At 65.3% G+C, this 18,431-nt stretch carries 11 protein-coding genes; 6 read left to right on the forward strand and 5 right to left on the reverse strand.

Annotation, left to right across the window (positions count from 1 at the left end; translation table 11 throughout):
* The first annotated feature begins 63 nt into the window (after positions 1 to 63).
* The 3 genes from P0D80_RS36390 to P0D80_RS36400 all read left to right on the forward strand — a co-directional run bounded on the left by P0D80_RS36390 (position 64) and on the right by P0D80_RS36400 (position 5,103).
* Entirely contained in the window at positions 64 to 1,857 is a 1,794-nt protein-coding gene (locus tag P0D80_RS36390; RefSeq protein ID WP_408291049.1) for a VRR-NUC domain-containing protein, read from the forward strand.
* Entirely contained in the window at positions 1,854 to 4,130 is a 2,277-nt protein-coding gene (locus tag P0D80_RS36395) for an ATP-dependent DNA helicase (protein ID WP_408291051.1), read from the forward strand. The genes P0D80_RS36390 and P0D80_RS36395 overlap by 4 nt, the downstream gene beginning before the upstream one ends.
* 121 nt (positions 4,131 to 4,251) lie before the next feature.
* Positions 4,252 to 5,103: an alpha/beta fold hydrolase gene (locus P0D80_RS36400; RefSeq protein ID WP_408291053.1), complete on the forward strand. Its 852-nt coding sequence runs from the start codon at positions 4,252 to 4,254 to the stop codon at positions 5,101 to 5,103.
* Here P0D80_RS36400 and P0D80_RS36405 read toward each other — a convergent pair.
* From P0D80_RS36405 to P0D80_RS36420, 4 genes are all read right to left on the reverse strand, one after another.
* Positions 5,042 to 7,702: a mechanosensitive ion channel family protein gene (locus tag P0D80_RS36405; RefSeq protein WP_408291055.1), complete on the reverse strand. Its 2,661-nt coding sequence runs from the start codon at positions 7,700 to 7,702 to the stop codon at positions 5,042 to 5,044. The two genes, P0D80_RS36400 and P0D80_RS36405, sit on opposite strands and share 62 nt — an antisense overlap.
* A gap of 286 nt (positions 7,703 to 7,988) precedes the next feature.
* On the reverse strand, positions 7,989 to 8,339 hold the full coding sequence (locus P0D80_RS36410; RefSeq protein ID WP_408291057.1) for an NIPSNAP family protein: 351 nt from the start codon (positions 8,337 to 8,339) through the stop codon (positions 7,989 to 7,991).
* A gap of 140 nt (positions 8,340 to 8,479) precedes the next feature.
* Positions 8,480 to 10,234, reverse strand: a complete 1,755-nt coding sequence (locus P0D80_RS36415) for an MFS transporter (protein ID WP_408291060.1) — start codon at positions 10,232 to 10,234, stop codon at positions 8,480 to 8,482.
* Between the two features lie 224 nt (positions 10,235 to 10,458).
* A complete protein-coding gene (locus P0D80_RS36420; protein ID WP_408180016.1) occupies positions 10,459 to 11,895 on the reverse strand; it encodes a sigma 54-interacting transcriptional regulator in 1,437 nt (478 codons plus the stop codon).
* A 1,349-nt stretch (positions 11,896 to 13,244) separates the two neighbouring features.
* Here P0D80_RS36420 and P0D80_RS36425 point away from each other — a divergent pair.
* From P0D80_RS36425 to P0D80_RS36435, 3 genes are all read left to right on the forward strand, one after another.
* A complete protein-coding gene (locus P0D80_RS36425) occupies positions 13,245 to 13,532 on the forward strand; it encodes a hypothetical protein (protein WP_408291062.1) in 288 nt (95 codons plus the stop codon).
* 67 nt (positions 13,533 to 13,599) lie between these two features.
* A complete protein-coding gene (locus P0D80_RS36430) occupies positions 13,600 to 14,802 on the forward strand; it encodes a CpaE/TadZ family protein (RefSeq protein ID WP_408291064.1) in 1,203 nt (400 codons plus the stop codon).
* A 342-nt stretch (positions 14,803 to 15,144) separates the two neighbouring features.
* Positions 15,145 to 16,587: a nicotinate phosphoribosyltransferase gene (locus tag P0D80_RS36435; RefSeq protein WP_408291066.1), complete on the forward strand. Its 1,443-nt coding sequence runs from the start codon at positions 15,145 to 15,147 to the stop codon at positions 16,585 to 16,587.
* Here the strand turns inward: P0D80_RS36435 and P0D80_RS36440 are convergent.
* Entirely contained in the window at positions 16,584 to 18,431 is a 1,848-nt protein-coding gene (locus P0D80_RS36440; RefSeq protein WP_408291068.1) for an ABC transporter ATP-binding protein/permease, read from the reverse strand. The genes P0D80_RS36435 and P0D80_RS36440 overlap by 4 nt on opposite strands.

Below are 18,431 nucleotides of genomic sequence, written 5' to 3' on the forward strand. Positions count from 1 at the left end.
GCCGGGCTCTCCACGGATTTTGCTATCATCACTGTATAAACATACAGGTTTCATGAAAGTGCCGTGGCAACACCTGTCTCTCCCTACGCTCTCTACTATCTGCTGAACTTCGAGCGCGCCCTGGCGTGGCTCGAGCAGCGTTATGACGATGTGTTCGACACTCACGAACACGCGTTTCTGCGCGAGTTCGCCGCGTTGCCGCAGTCTTCGCGCGCGCTGCTGGTTCGCATGCTGATGCGCAAAGGCACGCTGTTCCGCGCGAGCCGCCTGTCTTACGACGAGATCGGCTGCCCGTTGCAGGCGGCCGCGCCGATCGCGGCGCTCGGCTGGGTTGATACCGAACCGTGTCTGACGCTCGACGAGTTGTTCTCGCTCACCACGCGTGCCGAGTTGATGGAGATTTTCGCGGACACCATCGCGTTGATTCCGGGCGCGAGGAGCCTGCGCAAACCGGACCTGCTGGAAACACTGCGCCCTTTCTCTGCGAGTGAGAGCGACGAGGAAGGTGCCACGGCGCGCCCGCTTTCGGCATGGCACGGTCGAACTGAAGACCGCGTCCTTCACGTGGCGATCGCGCCGCTTTGCGAACGTTTGCGTTTGATGTTCTTCGGCAATTTGCAGCAGGAGTGGTCGGAGTTCGTGCTCGCCGACACCGGTGTGTTCCAGTACGAGAAAGTGGCGTTCGCGTCTTCGTCGCGTGCGTTCCAGCAGCGCGCGGACGTCGACGTCTATCTCGCCTTGCATGCGTGCCGCGAGGCGCTCGAATGGCTGCCCAGTGGCGACGCGGAAGCGGCGGCAATCCACGAGCTTGTCACGTCGGTCGCCGCCATTGAGACTGCCAATTCCTGGCTCGAGACGCGGCGCGCGAAATTGCTGTTCCGCATCGGCAATCTGTGCGAGCGTCGGCAGAACTGGGCGGCCGCGCTCGCGGTTTATGAGCGTTGTGCGTGGCCCGGCGCGCGCCATCGGCGCATGCGCGTGCTCGAACGCAGCGAGCGTTTCGACGATGCCTTCGCGCTGGCCTTGCAAGCCTCCGCCGTGCCTGAAAGCGAAGAAGAGGCGCAACGCCTCGCGCGCATGCTGCCGCGTTTGCAGCGCAAGCGTGGCGAGGCGGTCGCGCGTGTGCCGGCGGCCCGTCCTGTCGAGCGCAGCGCGCTGGTGCTGCCGCGGCCCGAGGCGCCGATACCGGTCGAGTACGTCGCCCGCGACCATTTGACGTGCGAGACCGCACCGGTGCATTACGTCGAGAACGCGCTGATCAACTCGTTGTTCGGGCTGCTGTGCTGGGAGCCGGTTTTCGCGGCGTTGCCGGGGGCGTTTTTTCATCCGTTCCAGCGTGGTCCGGCCGATCTGCACGCGCCGGATTTTCATGCGCGCCGCGCGGATCAGTTCGCCGGGTGTCTCGAACAACTCGATAGCGGCGTCTATCGCGAGACGATTTTGCGGCATCTGCATGGCAAGGCGGGGCTGCAATCGCCGTTCGTGTTCTGGGGGATGCTCACGCCGGAACTCGTCGCGCTGGCGCTCGACTGTCTGCCGGCCGCACATCTGAAACTGTGGTTCGAGCGTTTGCTGCGCGATATTCGCGGTAATCGGTCCGGCTTGCCGGATCTGATCCGATTCTGGCCGGCCGAGCGTCGCTATGAGTTGATCGAAGTGAAAGGCCCCGGCGACCGCTTGCAGGACAATCAGATTCGCTGGCTCGCGTATTGCGCGCAGCATGGCATGCCGGTACGCGTGCTCGACGTGCGCTGGGCCGATGAAGCCGTAGTCGCGGAAGGTGGGGGCGTGGCTGAAGTTGCTACCGAGGCCACCACCGAGGTCGCCGCCAAAGCCACCACCGAGGCCACCGCATGACCTACATGGTCGCCGTGCGGGCGATGTGCGAATTCACCGCAAGGCGCGGCGACCTCGATCTGCGCTTCACGCCGGCGCCGACCTCGCTCGAAGGCATGGCGGGCCACATGACGGTCGCCGGCCGGCGCGCGAACGGCTACGAAACCGAAATCACGCTGACAGGCACGCATCGCCGCCTGACCGTGCGCGGCCGCGCCGACGGCTATGACCCAAGCGCGAACCGGCTGGAAGAGGTCAAGACGCATCGCGGCGATCTCGAACGAATGCCGGCCAATCACCGTACGCTGCACTGGGCGCAGGCGCTCGTCTACGGACATCTGCTGTGCCGGACACGCGAACTCACAGAATTGACGGTAGCGCTGGTGTACTTCGATATCGGCACCCAGAAAGAAGTGTTGCTAACGCAAACGCATACCGCGCGCGACCTGGAGATTTTCTTCGTCGAGCAATGCGAGCGGTTTCTCGATTGGGCAGTTCAGGAAGAAGCGCATCGGGCCGCGCGCAATGCGGCGCTCGACGCGCTGCAGTTTCCGCATGGCCAGTTTCGCAGCGGACAGCGCGAGCTGGCGGTGTCGGTGTATCGTTCGGCACGCGACGGCAAGCCGTTGATGGCGCAGGCGCCGACTGGCATCGGCAAGACGCTCGCAACGATTTTCCCCTTGCTCAAAGCGTGTGCGTCGGACCAGATCGACCGGGTGTTCTTCCTGACCGCCAAGACGCCAGGCCGCGCGCTGGCGCTGGATGCGATCGAAACGCTCCATCGAGGCGTCACGCGCCTGCCGTTGAGAACCCTCGAACTGGTCGCGCGCGACAAAGCCTGCGAGCATCCCGACAAAGCCTGCAACGGCGAATCCTGTCCACTTGCGCGGGGCTTCTACGACCGGCTCGACGCGGCCCGCAGCGCGGCCCGCAGCGCGGCGCTGGCCGGTCCGCGCCTCGACCGCGCGGCGGTGCGCGAAGCGGCGCTCGCCCACGAAGTCTGTCCGTACTACCTGGCGCAGGAACTCACGCGCTGGGCCGACGTGGTGGTCGGCGATTACAACTACTACTACGACAGCAGCGCCATGCTGTATGCGCTCACGCAGATCAACCAGTGGCGCGTGGGCGTGCTGGTGGACGAGGCGCACAATCTGCTCGACCGCGCGCGCCGCATGTACACCGCGTCGCTCGATCAGGCGACGTTCCGGCTCGCGCGCAAAACGGCGCCGGCCACCTTGCGCAAGCCGCTTGAACGGCTGCAACGCGAGTGGGACGCCGTCAAGCGCGCGCAGACCGCGACCTATCAGGTCTATGCCGACGTCCCCGGCAAACTGCTCTCGGCCGCGCAGAATCTGATCGGCGCCGTCACCGATCAGCTGGCGGAAGCACCGCTTTCCATCGACGAAGCGTCGCTGCGCTTTTTCTTCGACGCGATGCATTTCGTCGCGCTGGCCGAGCAGTTCGGCGAGCATTCGATCTTCGATCTCACGCTGACCGCGGACCGTTACGCGCCGCGCGACAAAACGAATGCCACGCTCTGCGTGCGCAACGTGATTCCTGCGCCGTTCCTCGCGCCGCGCTACGCGGCCGCGCGCACCACGGTGATGTTCTCCGGCACGCTCAACCCGCATCATTTCTATCGCGACACCCTGGGCCTGCCTGAACAAACCCAATGGCTCGACGTGGAAGGGCCGTTTCGCGCCGAACAGTTGCAGGTGCGCGTGGCCGGCAACGTATCGACGCGTTGGCGCGACCGCGAGCGTTCGCTCGTGCCGATCGTGGATCTGATCGCGCGGCAATATGCGGTGCAGCCGGGCAACTATCTGGGCTTTCTGAGCAGCTTCGAGTATTTGCAGCGCGTGGTCGCGCTGATGCGCGAGCGGCATCCGGACTTGCCGGTCTGGGCGCAGGAACCCGGCATGGACGAAGCGGCGCGCGACGCGTTTCTCGCGCGCTTTCGCACCATGAATCAGGGCGTGGGCTTCGCGGTGCTCGGCGGCGCGTTTTCGGAAGGCGTCGATCTGGTCGGCCAGCAATTGATCGGCGCGTTCATCGCCACACTAGGTTTGCCGCAGATGAACGAGATCAACGAACAGATGCGTCGCACGATGGAGGAGAAGTTCGGCAACGGCTACGACTACATGTACCTGTACCCCGGTTTGCAGAAAGTGGTGCAGGCGGCCGGACGCGTGATCCGCACGGAGCAGGACCAGGGTGTGGTGCATCTGATCGACGACCGCTACCGGCGGCCGGAAGTGCGGCGGTTGCTGCCGCGCTGGTGGGACGTGCAATAGCGCGGCAGCCCGGCGCGTTATTAGCGTGCCTCTTTACCTCCCAGGTAATCGACCTGCCTACCGTCGCCCGGCACAGTGGCGTCACGGCATCACGACTCCCACTTGAGGCAAGGAGACTTCCATGAACGCGACCGCACCGTATCTCGCCGACGAACCGAACACCATCCGCACCGCCGACAACACGCGTCTTTTCTACCGCGACTGGGGGCAGGGCACGCCGCTGGTGTTCCTCTCGGGCTGGACGCTGAACTCCGACATGTGGGCGTACCAGATGGAACCGCTGTCGCGTCTCGATTGCCGCTGCATTGCGTACGACCGGCGCGGGCATGGCCGTTCGAGCGATCCGGGCCGCGGCTACGACTTCGACACGCTCGCCGACGATCTGGAAAGCGTGTTGAGCGCGCTCGATCTGAGCGGCGTCACCCTGGTCGCACATTCGATTGCGAGCGGCGAAGCGGTGCGTTATCTGACGCGTTACGGTTCGGCGCGCGTCGCCCGGGTCGCGTTCATAGCGCCCGCGGCCACGCCGTATCTGCTGAAAACCGACGACAACCCGAACGGCATCGACGCCGCTTTATTCGAGCAAGGCCGCCTCGCGCTGAGCCGTTCCTTTCCCGACTGGATCGAGGCGAATGCGGCGCCGTACTTCGGGCCGGGCGTGTCGCGCGCGCCGCTCGACTGGACGATCCGCATGATGCTGCAAACCTCGCATCAGGCGATGCTCGAACTGGCCCGCGTGCAGACCATCACCGATTTCCGCGCGGAATTGGCGAAGATCGAGGTGCCGTCGCTGATCCTGCATGGCGATCGTGACGCGTCGGCGCCGCTCGAACTAACCGGGCGGCCCACCGCGGCGCTGATACCCGGCGCGTCACTGCATGTCTATGAAGGCGCGGGTCACGGCTTTTACTTCACTCATGCGGAGAGGTTGAACCAGGATTTGCTGGCGTTCCTGGGCCGCCAGCCGGCTTAGGGTCGACGGGCAACTGGTCTTCCACCGGCGCGTCCGTCTGCGCCGCTGCGGCGGACGAAGGCGCATCGGCGGGCGGCACGGCCTTCGGTGCGTCAGCTGCGTCAGGTGCGTCTTTGTGTGTGTCATCCGCTTCGATTCTCGCGGGTGCGCTTTCCGGGTCCCACGTCAGCAGATTGCGCTGCGGGTTCGCGATCTCGATGCCGCGCTCGCGGAACTGGTCGAGAATGCGCCGGTTGAATTCGCGCTGCACGCCCCAGCGCGCACTGTCGCGGCACTGGATCTGGCCGGCCAGCGTGATGGCCGAGCCGTCCAGGGCATCGACGCCCCAGAAGCTGAAGTCCGACAGAATGCCGTCCTTGAACTTGTCGTCCTCGCGCAGGGCCGCGCCGATTTCCTTCAGCGTGTTGATGGCGAGATCGACATCCGCGCCGAACACGATATTGACCTTCACTGCCGCATTGCCGATGCCGCGGTTGGTGTTGTTCACCGTCGATACCGAACTGAAGGGCACCGTGTAGAGCGAACCGTCGCCGCCGCGCAGCCGCACGGTGCGGATCGACAGATATTCGACAGTGCCGGACACGCCCGCGAGCGTGACCCAGTCGCCGACCTGCATCGCGTTTTCCATCAACAGGAAAATGCCGGTGATGAAATCCTGCACCAGTTTTTGCGAGCCGAAACCGAGCGCCACGCCGAAGATACTGGCGCCCGCCAGCAGCGGCCCGATGTTTACGCCGAGTTCACTCAAACCGGTGAGCACCACCACCAGCGCGATCGCGCAGAAGAGCGCGCTGCGCAGCATCGGCAGCAGGGTGCGCAAGCGCGCGGCGCGCACGAGGTCGCCGCTGGTGGTCCAACTGTCCAGCCGTTGTTCGACCGATACGTTGACGCCTTCCCACACGAGCAGCGCGATCACGGCCGCCACGCCGATCGTGATGATCGCCGACGCGAGCCGGTGCCCGATCGTGCCGGTACGGAACAGGTCGCCCACATGCACGCCCCACACCTGCAACAGCGCGAGCGCGGTCACGATGCCGATGAGCCACGCCACCACGAGGCGCAACAGCGGGTAATAGCGGTACGCGTGCTGATGCACGAGCGATTTGGCCGCGTCGTCCTGCACATTGAAGAGCCGGGCCAGTGCCCCGAACACCACGATCGACACGACCCGTGCGCCCACCAGCACCGCCAGCGAAATGCCGCCGAGATGCAGCAGCGCGTGATAGCCGTTCTGCACATCGAGCGCCCAGATGAACCACAACGCCATGACGACGAACACCGCGGCCCACGCCCAGACTTCGGCGAATACGTTGCCGAACATCTCCAGCGACTTGCGCGCGGCGAGGCGCTTGCGGATCAATTCGCCGACCGGGGTCGCGCATTGCAGCAGCAGGATCGAGATCATGACATGGCCGGCGAGCGCGACCACTTTCATCAAGGCGAGATGCGCCGCGTCGTTCAGACCGAGCGACTGCGCGATCTCGGCGATCGCGGAACCCACGCCCACCACGCTGACGATCCGCACCATCCAACGTTGCACGAAAGCGGCCCACGCGTCGCTCATGCGCAGCAGACGCAGACGCGGCGCCGCCGGTTGCAGGAAGAAACCGCTGACGATCACGATCACGCGGCACAGCACGTAGATGTCGACCAGCGAATCGAGCGCGCGGTCTTGCGGCGTGCCGTCGTCGGCGAAGATCGACATCAGCGCGCTCGCCGCGCCGACGAACACCACGAGCGGCAGCAGCCGCAGCGCCATGGAGAGGAGCGCGCGCGGCAGGCGCCGCAGCAGCGTCCAGTGATGTTTGGCGTTCTGCTTGCCTTTGGCTTCGTTGACCCGGCCTTTGGCCTTCGTCGCGGCGGATGTGCCGGACGGCACGGCCGCGGCTCGCGCCTCTGCCGTACTCACCGGCGAGGGCGGCGAAACGGGCAAGGGCGGCGCGGCGTTCGGCGCGTCGGCGGGTTGTGGCGCGACGTCGACGGGCAGGTCGGCTTGCGCGGCGTCGTCTTCGTCTGCCAGTTCGCGGCGCGCGGCCAGCGCCCGGTAGGCGCGGCGCAGCAGGCGGCGCGCCAGCCATTCGAGCACGAGCGCGGGGATCAGCGCGGCCAGCAGCGACCACGCGACGTGGCCCAGCACGGCGCGCGCTTGCGGGTTGGTCGATTGCCAGTTCCACCAGGCGCGGACCGATGCGAGGTCGAGCAGCGCGGCGACCGAACTGCGTAACGACTTGCCGAGGTCCACGGCCCAATGCGCGCCCTGGCGGGCCAGTTGCGAGGCGAGGCCGTTGGACTTGAACGCCGCCGGCACGATGGCGGCGGCGCCGCTCGCCGCAGCGGGCGCCGAGGCGGCCGCGGGCGCGGAAGCGGGCGGCGCGCTCAGCGCGCCGGCGGCGGCGATGGCCTGCAGCGTGTCGGCGACTTGCGCGCGGCGCGTGGGGTCATTGAGAACGGCGAGAGCCTGGCGGGCCTGCTCGGGTGTCAGCGTGACGCCGACGCCGGAGGCCGACGACGCGGGCGTGGCCGGCGCTGTTGCGGCGAAAACCGGCGCGGTGATGAAGGCGAGAAGAACGAAAAACCAGACCTGGAATAATTTGCGCATAGGGTGTAAAGCGGGGGACAGATGCGGACGGCTGTGCCGATACGTACGGACCGGTTCGGCGGCGTGACCATGAACCGACACGGTTTTGGCGGTACAAGTTCCTTGACCTGCCGTGGCGCGAGGCGCCGGAAATCCGGCGAGCCCCGTGCAGCGGCACCTTGCGGTAGCAAAAAACTTGCCTGTCAGACAGTATCCGATTGTCCCATGCCGGCTGCGACGCGCAGGAATTGCCCCCGGCGCGTGCGTATACCTTCACCGCCGCAGCCGCAATCGCAACCCCTCGCAATTACTCCGTCGCTGCCGACGCGCGCACCGCCGGCACGCCCAAGGTGCCTTCCACGATTTCGGTGAAGGTGCGCTCCTCGCGCAGAATGAAGCGCTTCGTCTGCGCCAGCTTGAAGTTGTCGCGTGCCTCGGGATCGGCGCGCAGTTTCGCGCGATATGTCTCATACGCCGCGAGGCTGTCGAACGCGATCAAGCCCCACGCGATGTCGTTGGTCCCTTCATGCGGCAGAAAGTAGCCGATCAGGTGGCCGCCGCAGCGCGGAATAATGCGGCCCCAGTTGCGGGCGTATTCGTCGAAGGCATCGCGCTGGAAAGGATCGATCTGATAGCGGATGAAGCAGGTAATTGTCATGTGCGTAGCTCCGGGTGGGTTGAGGGGCATAGTCTGAAGCATCATGACTGCAGTATGGCGAGCGCCGGCCGGCGATGTTTCAGCGCGCTCTGAACTATGGATGGTGACCGTGCGCGAGTCATGAATCAGACGCCGGGCATCTAAAGCGGCCGTTGCGAGCGGATCGTGAAGGCCGCCAGCGCTGCGCCGGCCAGCGCGCATAACGCCGACACCAGCGCCACCGCTCGCAATGCCGCGCCCAAGGCTTCGGCTTGTGCCTGCGCGACCTCGGCTTGCGCTCGTGCCGGTTCTGCATGGGTTTGGGCCACGCCTGCATCCGGATCGGCGTGGGTTTGCGCCGCTGCGGGACTTGCCGCTGCTGCGCCCACTTTTCCTTCCGACGCACCGGTCCCAGCGCCCGAATCCATGCCGACCTGCGCCAGGCTCGCCGCTGCGCGCGCCGCCTGCGGCACATGCAACGCATCGAGCCGCGCAGCGAGCGCCGCATCGTGTGACCACACGAACACGATGCCCAGCACCGCGATCGCCAGCAGGCTCGCCACCCGCGCCACCGCGTTGTTGATGCCCGAAGCGACGCCCGTGCGGGCGGCGGATACCGAGGTCATCACCGTCGTCGTCAGCGGCGCGACGGTAATGGTCATGCCGAGTCCGAGCACGGTCAACGCGGGAAGAAAGCCGCGCCAGTACTCGGCGCGTACCCACGGCAGCGCGAGCATCGCGAAGCCGGCCGCGGCGACGACCGGTCCCGCGGTCAGCAAGGCTCGCGCGCCGTAGCGGCTCGTCAGGCCGCCGGTGAAGCGCGACAGCAGTCCGATGGTCACCGGCACCGGCAGCAATGCCGCGCCCGCCTGGGTCGCGCTGTAACCATAGGCGCGGATCAGCGTGAACGGCAGGAAGAACAGCGCGCCGCCCAAGCCGAAGTAAAGCAGCAGCGTGACGAGATTGGCGCCGACGAAGTCGCGCGAGCGGAACACGTCGAGCGGCATCATCGGATTGCGGGTTCTCGCTTCGAGCGCGACGAAGGCGATCAGCACCAGCAGTCCGCCGAGGATCGACGCCAGCACCCAGCGGTTGCCGAAGCCATGCGTCGAGGCGAGAGTCAGGCCGTAGGTCAAGGCGGCCAGTCCGGCGGTGGCCGTGACCGCGCCCGGCAAGTCGAGTCCGGCCGCCGCATGTCCGGTGGCGCCGGCGGCGGGGGTTGACGGATCGCCGTCGTCGTCCTGCCGGCTGTCGGGCACGGCCATGACCGCCAGCGCGACGGTCGCGCAGGCGATCGGCACGTTCAGGAAGAAGATGGCGCGCCACGAAAACGCATCGACGAGCCAGCCGCCCGCCACCGGCCCGAGCGCCGAGGTGATCGCGCCGACACCGGCCCAGGTGCCGATCGCCTGGCCGCGCTCCTTGTCGTCGAATACCGCGCCGATGATCGAGAGGCTGCTCGGCACCAGCAACGCCGCGCCCACGCCTTGCACGGCGCGCGCCGCGATCAGGGCGGCGGCGCCCGGCGCGAGGCCGCAGCCGATCGAGGCCAGCGTGAACAGCCCGATTCCGGCGATGAACACCGTGCGCCGGCCGAGTTTGTCGCCGAGCGAGCCGCCCACCAGCACCAGCGCGCCGAGAAACAGCAGATAGGCGTCGACAACCCACTGGATCGCCGCCACGCTCGCGCCCAGTTCGGTCTGGATGGACGGCAAGGCGACGTTGACCACGGAACCGTCGATGAAGGCCATGCTCGAGCCGAGAATGGTCGCGGCCAGCGCGAGTTTTTTACGCCGGCACGGATGGACGAGGCTGGGATGTTGCGCGCGAATGACGAGCGCGTCGCACGGGCTCGCCTGAGCGGGCAGGACGGACGAGGAACGGCGCTCGAGCGCCGGTACGTGCTGGTCGGCCAAGTCCGCTCCCGGATGGATGAACGGCCTTCAGCATAGCAATGCCGGCGTGTCGGCGAAAGGCGCGAAGAATGCGTCAGGCGCTGCTAGCGCACCTTGTCACGTCATTTCGCCCTATGGTGCGCGCGAAATGGCGGCGCGCGCGGCCCGCGATCATCCGGGCGAGCGAGGTTCAGACCGGACCCGGCGGAACCCAGCGAAGCAGAAGCGACGCCGAACTTACCCGCTCACACCAGCGAAGCCGCCCGCCGCTCCGTCTCGCCGTCGGCATCCGCGCCGCCGGTGGCGTTCGACGCGCGCCCGGCTGCCGGCTCCTGATGCAGCCGGTTGGCATGCATCAATCGATACAGCGTGGCCCGCGAAATGCCGAGTTCGGCCGCCGCCTCGGACAACTTGTAGCCATGCCGCTGCAACGCATGCTCGATCGCGTCCTTCTCGGCCTTGCTGCGGATTTCCGCCAGCGTCACGGCCGGCCCGTTGTCGGCTTCCGGCAGACCCAGATCGCTTGCCGTGATAAAGCGGCCTTCGCTCATCACCACGGCGCGGCGCACGCAATTGATCAGTTCGCGCACGTTGCCCGGCCACGGATAGTTCGACATGGCCACGATCGCGTCGCTCGACAGACCGCGCAGTTTGCGCGCGCCGTCCTGTTTGTACATGCTCAATGCATAGTTGGCGAGCAGCTTGATGTCGCCGCCGCGCTCGCGCAGCGGAGGCTCGACGAGGCGCAGCACGCACAGACGGTGATACAGGTCGGAGCGGAAGCGCCCGTCTTCGACCGCCTTGTCCAGATCGACGTGAGTCGCCGAAATGACCCGCGCGTTGACGTTGATCGGGCCGTTGCCGCCCAGCCGTTCGATCGTGCCTTCCTGCAGGAAGCGCAACAGGACCGCCTGGCATTCATGCGGCATGTCGCCGATTTCGTCGAGGAAGAGGGTGCCTTCATGCGCGCTCTCGATCCGGCCGATCTTGCGCTGGAGCGCGCCGGTAAAGGCGCCGCGTTCGTGGCCGAACAATTCGGCTTGCAGGAGGCTCGGCGGAATCGCCGCGCAATTGATCGCGACGAAGGGCCGGCCGGCGCGCGGCGAGCGTTCATGAATCGCCTTGGCGGTCAGCTCCTTACCGGTGCCGGATTCGCCGGCGACGAACACCGGCGCGTCGGTCACGCCGCATTTGTCGATGCGCCGGTACAACTGCTGCATGGCCTCGCATTGCCCGACCATGCCGTGCCGGCCGAGCGACGGCTCCGGCGCGACCTCCACATGCCGCAGGCTCGACAGCCCATGCGCGTGGCCGAGCGCGAACACGAGCCGGTCGTTGAGCCACGGTCGCGTGACGAAGTCGAAGCAATAGTCGAGGATGAAACGGCTGACCAGTTCGTTTTCCGCCTGGCCCGGCGCGATCTGGGCGACCCAGTTGGTTTCCACGCGCCGCATGCAGGACGCCAGTGCGGACAGATGCTGTGAGGTGCAGTCGCCCGGCAGCTCGACTAGGCCGACCTTGATATTGCCGCGCTCGAGCATACGCTCGGCGACGGCCGTGCTTTTGGCATGCACCGCTTGCCAGCCAGAAGCCGCCAGAAAAGCGGCGAGTTTCTGATCCGGCGAATTCGACACATACAGAACAGTGCGTTCCGTGTCGACAGGCGTGCAAGTCGTGTTCATGTTACCCCCGGTTTGATGCAGCTCTCAGGACTGTTCTGCGACGTACCCAACAGACCGGCAAGATGCCGGCTTCCGGCCAACTGAGCCAGCCGGTCCGCGTGTGCGGACCCGGACATGGATTGATCCACCGCTTTGGGGTTCTGCGACTCGACGCCCGGCGGTGACGATTCACGGTAGCGGCAATCTTCGGGGGCATGGAGCGGGCGGCGCGAGCCGCGAGGTGCTACATATCGGACGAATGGCGGGAACGGTGTTCACCGTTGTAACCGTCACACGATCTTTTCCCCGAATCACTCAAACCGTTTTTAACCTCGTTGGCCTGATACAAGCACTCTTCTTGGCGCATGGGCTTAACGATAAGCGAAACCGCTTTCGAGCGCCATACAAACAAGTCTGGATTCAGAAACGTTTTTCATATCACCCCATTGTGCTTGCGGTAAAAAAATAGACGGTCAAGTCCCGCTATGCTCGGCATCCCACATAGCGCCTCAATTCGTTTTACGGCAAATGTGAAACGGAACTGTAGTTCGGGATTTGCCTCGTCTCACGCTTGCGACACATCGGACAGGGGGTCGAGACTACCCGGTAGGGTTCCGAAGCATCGGCATATTTGACCGGGATGTAACGCAGCGCCCGGCCCCACGCGGGGCGTGCGGATTGCCCGGCGAGCCAACGGCCAGCTACGCGTCGCCGCGGCGCGTCGGCGGAGGCCTAAGTGCGTGTCGAATTCGAATCAACGCGAGATGCGAAGAGTGCGCGAGCAGGGTGCGCCGCAGCAACGATCACGGTGGCATAAGGGTTTGAGGGCACATGGCATAGCCGTTGCAATAAGCACTTCACAGCGAATGCTGTTGCCGCCCGGTCCGAACTCCGGGAAGCCGGAGTGAAGAGAGATCGGCGGCACATAAAACTTCGTAGGCGCGGCGGGGGGAAGCCAATGCGTTTTACGAGGGGGCGGCGGGGCCACTGAAAAACAAACGACATAAGAGCACGGCGCGAATGATCGGTACAACGTACCGGTCAATGTGACCGGACGATGTAAAGGTCGACCTCGCCACTTTTTCCGTCTGTTTCGGCGGACATGAAGGGGATGGCAAAAACAACAAGTACCGCGCTCGCGGAGTTGGTGAGCGAACGATACGCACAACAACAAGAAAACAGCGAAAGAAGAGCGGCGGGGTAGCGCGCGGTCGAGGACCAACCGGGCGCATGGAGCGGGGAGGAATGGCCAGAGTCTCCGTAGAGAGGCGCAGCTTACGAGGTGGACCGGGCGCCGTGTCCGCGAATGTGCGGACACGGCTCACCTGGACAGAGCAGTGAAAAAAACAGATTTTTTTTTGGGGGTTGTCATGACCAGACAGTTCACCAAGCCGGCCGGCACAGCACAGCCGGCTCGTCAAACCACCGTGTACTCAACGGATGTCGCCTATCAACGGCATATCGCCGCGCCGCGCGCATTGTTCGCCGCGCCGCCGGTCGATCTGACGACGCTGGTGATTGCCGAGGCGATCAAGCGCCGGTCGCAAGCGGAGCTTCAGCGCGAGGCGTTGCGCGACTCGGTGTATGAGATGCCGGTGTCGCAGGAACGAAACTACGAACGCGGTGCGGACATTTACCGGTCCGATTCCGACGAATAACCAGAACATCGATCGCTATCGAGGTGGCTTCGCCAACCGAACGGCGTCAGACCGGCGGAGAGCCGACATGATCGACATCTTCCTGATTTCATCCAGCATGGAGCGCGCGCCGGACATCGTCGCTCGCCTCGAGGCAAGCGGCGTGGCTTACCGGCTGCGCACCGCTCACGGCACGGCCCGGCAAGTGCGGGCGCACGACCGTGCGATTCGAAGCGCCGATATGCTGATCGTCGACGATGCCGATCTGAATGCGCGCGACCTGGACGGCGTCGAGGAAGCGCTGGCCTGCACGCCGGCCCTGCATTGCGTGCTGATGACGGCGGCGCCGTCCACCGCCTTGCTGGGCGCGGCGATGCGCGTCGGCGTGCGGCATGTGCTGGCGTGGCCGCTCGACGCCGACGAGATCACCACCATCCTCATCCAGGCCGACGTGCGGAAAAACGCCATCGGCCGCCGCGTCGGCCGTGTCGTCTCGCTCGCTTCGAGCAAGGGTGGCAGCGGTACCACGCTAATCGCCGTGAATCTCGCGTATTCGCTTGCCGCGCTGAGCAACCGGCGTGTGCTGCTGATCGATCTCAGCCAGCAATTCGGCGACGCCAGCCTGCTCATGGCCGACAAACCGCCGCCCACCACGCTTGCCGATCTCTGCTCCCACGCGGAGCGCCTCGACGCCGCGCTACTCGAATCATGCGTGATGCATGTCCACGCAAATCTCGATGTGCTGGCGGGTGCGGGCGATCCGCTCAAGGCCGCGGAATTGCTGCCCGCGCAGATGGAGAGCATTCTCGCGCTGGCGCGTGAGCGCTATGACGCAGTGTTGATCGACGTCGGCCAGAGCCTGAATCCGTTGACGATCCATGCACTCGATCGCAGCGACGCCATCTGCATGGTGGTGCGTCAGAACCTGCTTTACCTGCACGGCGGGCGCCGCATGCTCGATATTTTCAGGGAACTGGGCTATCCGGCGAGCAAGGTGCGGGTGGTGGTGAATCATTACGACAAGAACGCCCAGATCAACCTGTCGAAGCTCGAACAGACGCTTGGCGCGAGGGTGGCGCATCAGCTTCCGCGCGACGAAAAGCAGGCCAATGAAGCGCTCAGCCGCGGCGTGCCGCTGGTGACATCGGCCCGAGACAGCACGCTTGCGCAAGGTATCAGCCTGCTGGCGGACATGCTGTGGCCGTCCAGCGCCGAGCGCCGCAAAGGCGTGCTCGGCCGTCTGTTCGCGTCGCGGCCGAATGTGCCGCCGCAGCTCAAACCCGGCCATTGAAGCCGTTCTGTCAAACTGGACAGACTCGTCAGAAGCGAATCCGCACATACGTGGCATGATCTGGATAGCGGATCCGTGCCGCTGCTACGTTGCGATCCTGGGAGGCGGGCAGCCTTTGGCGTAACCTGCCAAAATAATAATTCGCATGTCGAAACGAATAGGCAATGACGTGGACCACTCCGCCTTTAGAACGTCGCGGCGAGCAGCTATCGCGCGTATCAAGGCAAGCTGTGCTTTCGCTTGATTCCCGGTGTGTTTTGACAGTGTATCGTGTCGTTGTGGCCAGCTACTTCGCGGCCTGTCTGATTACTCTCTAGAGCGCCTGTGAGCGCAGCATCGTCCATGCAAAACGAGTCCAACGGTCTCAACGATATCGCGTCGATCCTGTCCAATCCGATTCTCAACACGGATTCGTACAAGGCGTCGCACTACCTGCAATATCCGCCCGAAGCATCTGCGATGTTCTCGTACATCGAATCGCGCGGCGGGCGCTACGATCGCACGCTGTTCTTCGGCCTGCAGATGCTGATCAAGGAATATCTGTGCCGCCCGGTCACGCCGGCCATGATCGAGCAGGCCAAGGCTTTTTTCACGGCGCACGGCGAGCCGTTCAACGAAGCGGGCTGGCGCTACATCGTCGAACACCACGGCGGCTATCTGCCGGTGCGCATTCGCGCGGTGCGGGAAGGCTCGGTCGTGCCGACGCACAACGCGCTCGTCACGGTCGAATGCGACGATCCGCAGGTGTTCTGGCTGGCGTCGTACATGGAGACCATGCTGCTGCGCGTGTGGTATCCGATTACGGTGGCGACGCAAAGCTGGCATCTGCGCAAGACGATCCGCGGCTATCTGCTAAAGAGCAGCGACGACCTCACGCAACTGCCGTTCAAGCTGCACGATTTCGGCGCGCGTGGCGTGTCGAGCGCGGAGTCGGCGGCGATCGGCGGCGCCGCGCACCTCGTCAGCTTCATGGGCTCGGACACGGTGCTCGGCGTGGTCGCGGCGAACCATTACTACAACGAGACGATGGCGGCGTTTTCCGTGCCGGCGGCGGAGCACAGCACGATCACGTCATGGGGCCGCGAGCGCGAAACCGACGCGTTTCGCAACATGATTGCGCAGTTCGGCAAGCCAGGGGCAATCGTTTCCGTGGTGTCCGATTCCTACGATCTGTTCGCCGCGCTCGACGCCTGGGGCACGGAGTTGAAGCAGGCGGTGCTCGACTCCGGTGGCACGCTGGTGATCCGGCCCGACTCCGGCGATCCACGGACGATCGTGCTGCAAACCCTCCGGGCACTCGAGACGTCGTTCGGATCGGTAGTGAACGGCAAAGGGCGGCGCGTGCTCAACAACGTGCGGGTGATCCAGGGCGACGGCGTGAACGCCGATTCGATTGAAGCGATTCTTGCCGCTATGGACGAAGCCGGCTTCGCGGCGGACAACATCGTGTTCGGCATGGGCGGCGCGTTGTTGCAGCAGATCAACCGCGACACGCAGCGCTTCGCGATGAAGTGTTCCGCAATTCGTTTAGGCGACGAGTGGCACGACGTGCTCAAGGACCCGGTCACGGACGCCGGAAAGCGCTCGATGAAAGGGCGCCTGACGCTGCTGGTGAATCGCCACACGGGCGAATATCGAACGACGACGCTGCCTGTGGCGTGGGACGAGCGCACCGTCGAAGGCGATTGGGAAGATGCGCTGGTGACGGTGTTCGAATCCGGCAAGCTGCTGGTCGATATGTCGCTTGCCGAAATCAGAGGCCGCGCTCACGCGCACGAAGGTTAATGCGAATCGCTCGCTTGCCAGACGGCAACACCTGAAGCGCGGATCTCGATCCGGCACGGCGCGCCTTCGCGCAGGCAGGCATCTTCATTGGCAATATCGAAGCGGACTCCGGCAATATTCACGCGGACATAGCGCTCGCCGCGCCGCAATTCGACCGCGTCGACCACACCGGCATGCGTGCCGTCCACCGTCACGACAATGGCATGCGACGACACGCGCCACATGACCCGCTGACCGGCGGCGAGATCGAGTCCGCTGTCGCCCGTTCCGATCACGAGGCCCTGAGCGATCTCGACCTTGCTTGAAGCACTCATCACGCCTTCGCCTACATTGTGCAAGCCGAGCAGGCCGGCCACTCGCATCGACGCCGGCCGCTCGAATACGGCGTCGATAAAACCCGCTTGCAACACGCGGCCCTGTTCGACGACCAGAACTTCATCGGCCAGCAATGCGGCTTCATCCGGATCGTGCGTGACGATGATCGTCACTGCCGCGATCTCGCGCTGCAAGGCGCGCAACGACTGCTGCAAGCGGCGCCGCCGCGGCGTATCCAGCGCGGCGAACGGCTCGTCGAACAGCAGCAGTTCGCTATGCCGTGTCAGCGCTCGCGCGAGCGCGACGCGCTGCCGCTGGCCGAACGACAGTTGATGGGGCAGGCGCGCGACCAGTTGCGCGAGGCCCAGGTGATCGAGCCAGTAACGCGCGCTGGCGGGATCGGCATCGACGGGAAAGGCCAGTTGCTGCGCCACCGTCATATGCGGAAACAGGCCGTAGTCTTGCGGCATATAACCGATCTGCCGGCGCTCGGGCGGCAGCGTGTTCAATGGCGTCGTGCCGAGTGTCACGCTGCTCGACGCGTTGGATTCGAGCCCCGCGATCAGACGCAGCGCCAACGACTTGCCCGAGCCCGACGGCCCGATGATCGCGAGGCGTCGCGTGACCGGCGTCCATGCGATGTCGAGATCGAACGCGCCCAGCCGGCGTTGCAAATGGAAAGCGAGGCGCAGGTCCGCGGTTTCGCCGCGGCTCGCCGTCAGGTCCGCGCCGGGTTCGAGCGCGTCGTCGCCGTTTTCGGTTTGCTCGAGCGTGGTCTTTTGCCGAAGGCTGTAAATCGACAGCGCCGCGCAGACGATTGCGATGGCGAGTGTCGGCAGCAGCAGGGGCATCATCGCCGGCAGCCCCTGGCCGCCGAATACGACGTACGTATAGACCGGCAACGAATACGGGTGATAGGCCACCATCACGGTCGCGCCGAATTCGCCGAACGCGCGCAGCCACGCGAGCGCGAGTCCCGCGCGAATCGCTGGCCACGCGACCGGCAACATGACGCGGAAAAAACGGCTGCCGGCGTGATGGCCGAGCGTCGCGGCCACGTCGTCGAGCACCGGGTCGACGGCGGTGAACGCGGACTTGGCGGCAATGATCAGGAAGGGCGCGGCGACGAAGACTTCCGCGAGCACGATGCCGGCGAACGAATCCGTCAGCACGCCATTGGTGAAGCGGCCAACCCAGCTATACGGGCCGAGCAGAAACAGCAGCAGCACGCCGCTGGTGAGCGGCGGCAACGCCAGCGGCAACTGCACGACGAAGCCGAGCAGCGCCACCTTGCGCGAAGTCGAACGCGAGAGGAAATAGCCGAGCGGCACGCCGCCCAGCAGAATCGCGAGCGAGGCCACGCTCGCGCTCGCCGCCGAGATGCCGACCGCCGACCACGTCGCGCGCCAATCGACATTCGCCCAGTCCGCCGCGCCGAGCTGCGGCACGCTCGCAACGAACGGAGCGCACAGATAGACGGCCAGCAGCGCCGCCAGCCACAGCAGCGGACGCGCAGCGGTACGTTTCAC

It is taken from the genome of Paraburkholderia sp. RL17-373-BIF-A (genome assembly GCF_046030175.1).
Lineage (GTDB): Bacteria > Pseudomonadota > Gammaproteobacteria > Burkholderiales > Burkholderiaceae > Paraburkholderia.

Excerpts from the sequence above, each read along its gene's own strand:
- P0D80_RS36395 (WP_408291051.1), top strand. The coding sequence starts at position 1,854 with ATGACCTACATGGTCGCCGTGCGGGCGATGTGCGAATTCACCGCAAGG.
- P0D80_RS36400 (WP_408291053.1), top strand. The coding sequence starts at position 4,252 with ATGAACGCGACCGCACCGTATCTCGCCGACGAACCGAACACCATCCGC.
- P0D80_RS36405 (WP_408291055.1), bottom strand. The coding sequence starts at position 7,702 with ATGCGCAAATTATTCCAGGTCTGGTTTTTCGTTCTTCTCGCCTTCATC.
- P0D80_RS36410 (WP_408291057.1), bottom strand. The coding sequence starts at position 8,339 with ATGACAATTACCTGCTTCATCCGCTATCAGATCGATCCTTTCCAGCGC.
- P0D80_RS36420 (WP_408180016.1), bottom strand. The coding sequence starts at position 11,895 with ATGAACACGACTTGCACGCCTGTCGACACGGAACGCACTGTTCTGTAT.
- P0D80_RS36425 (WP_408291062.1), top strand. The coding sequence starts at position 13,245 with ATGACCAGACAGTTCACCAAGCCGGCCGGCACAGCACAGCCGGCTCGT.
- P0D80_RS36430 (WP_408291064.1), top strand. The coding sequence starts at position 13,600 with ATGATCGACATCTTCCTGATTTCATCCAGCATGGAGCGCGCGCCGGAC.
- P0D80_RS36435 (WP_408291066.1), top strand. The coding sequence starts at position 15,145 with ATGCAAAACGAGTCCAACGGTCTCAACGATATCGCGTCGATCCTGTCC.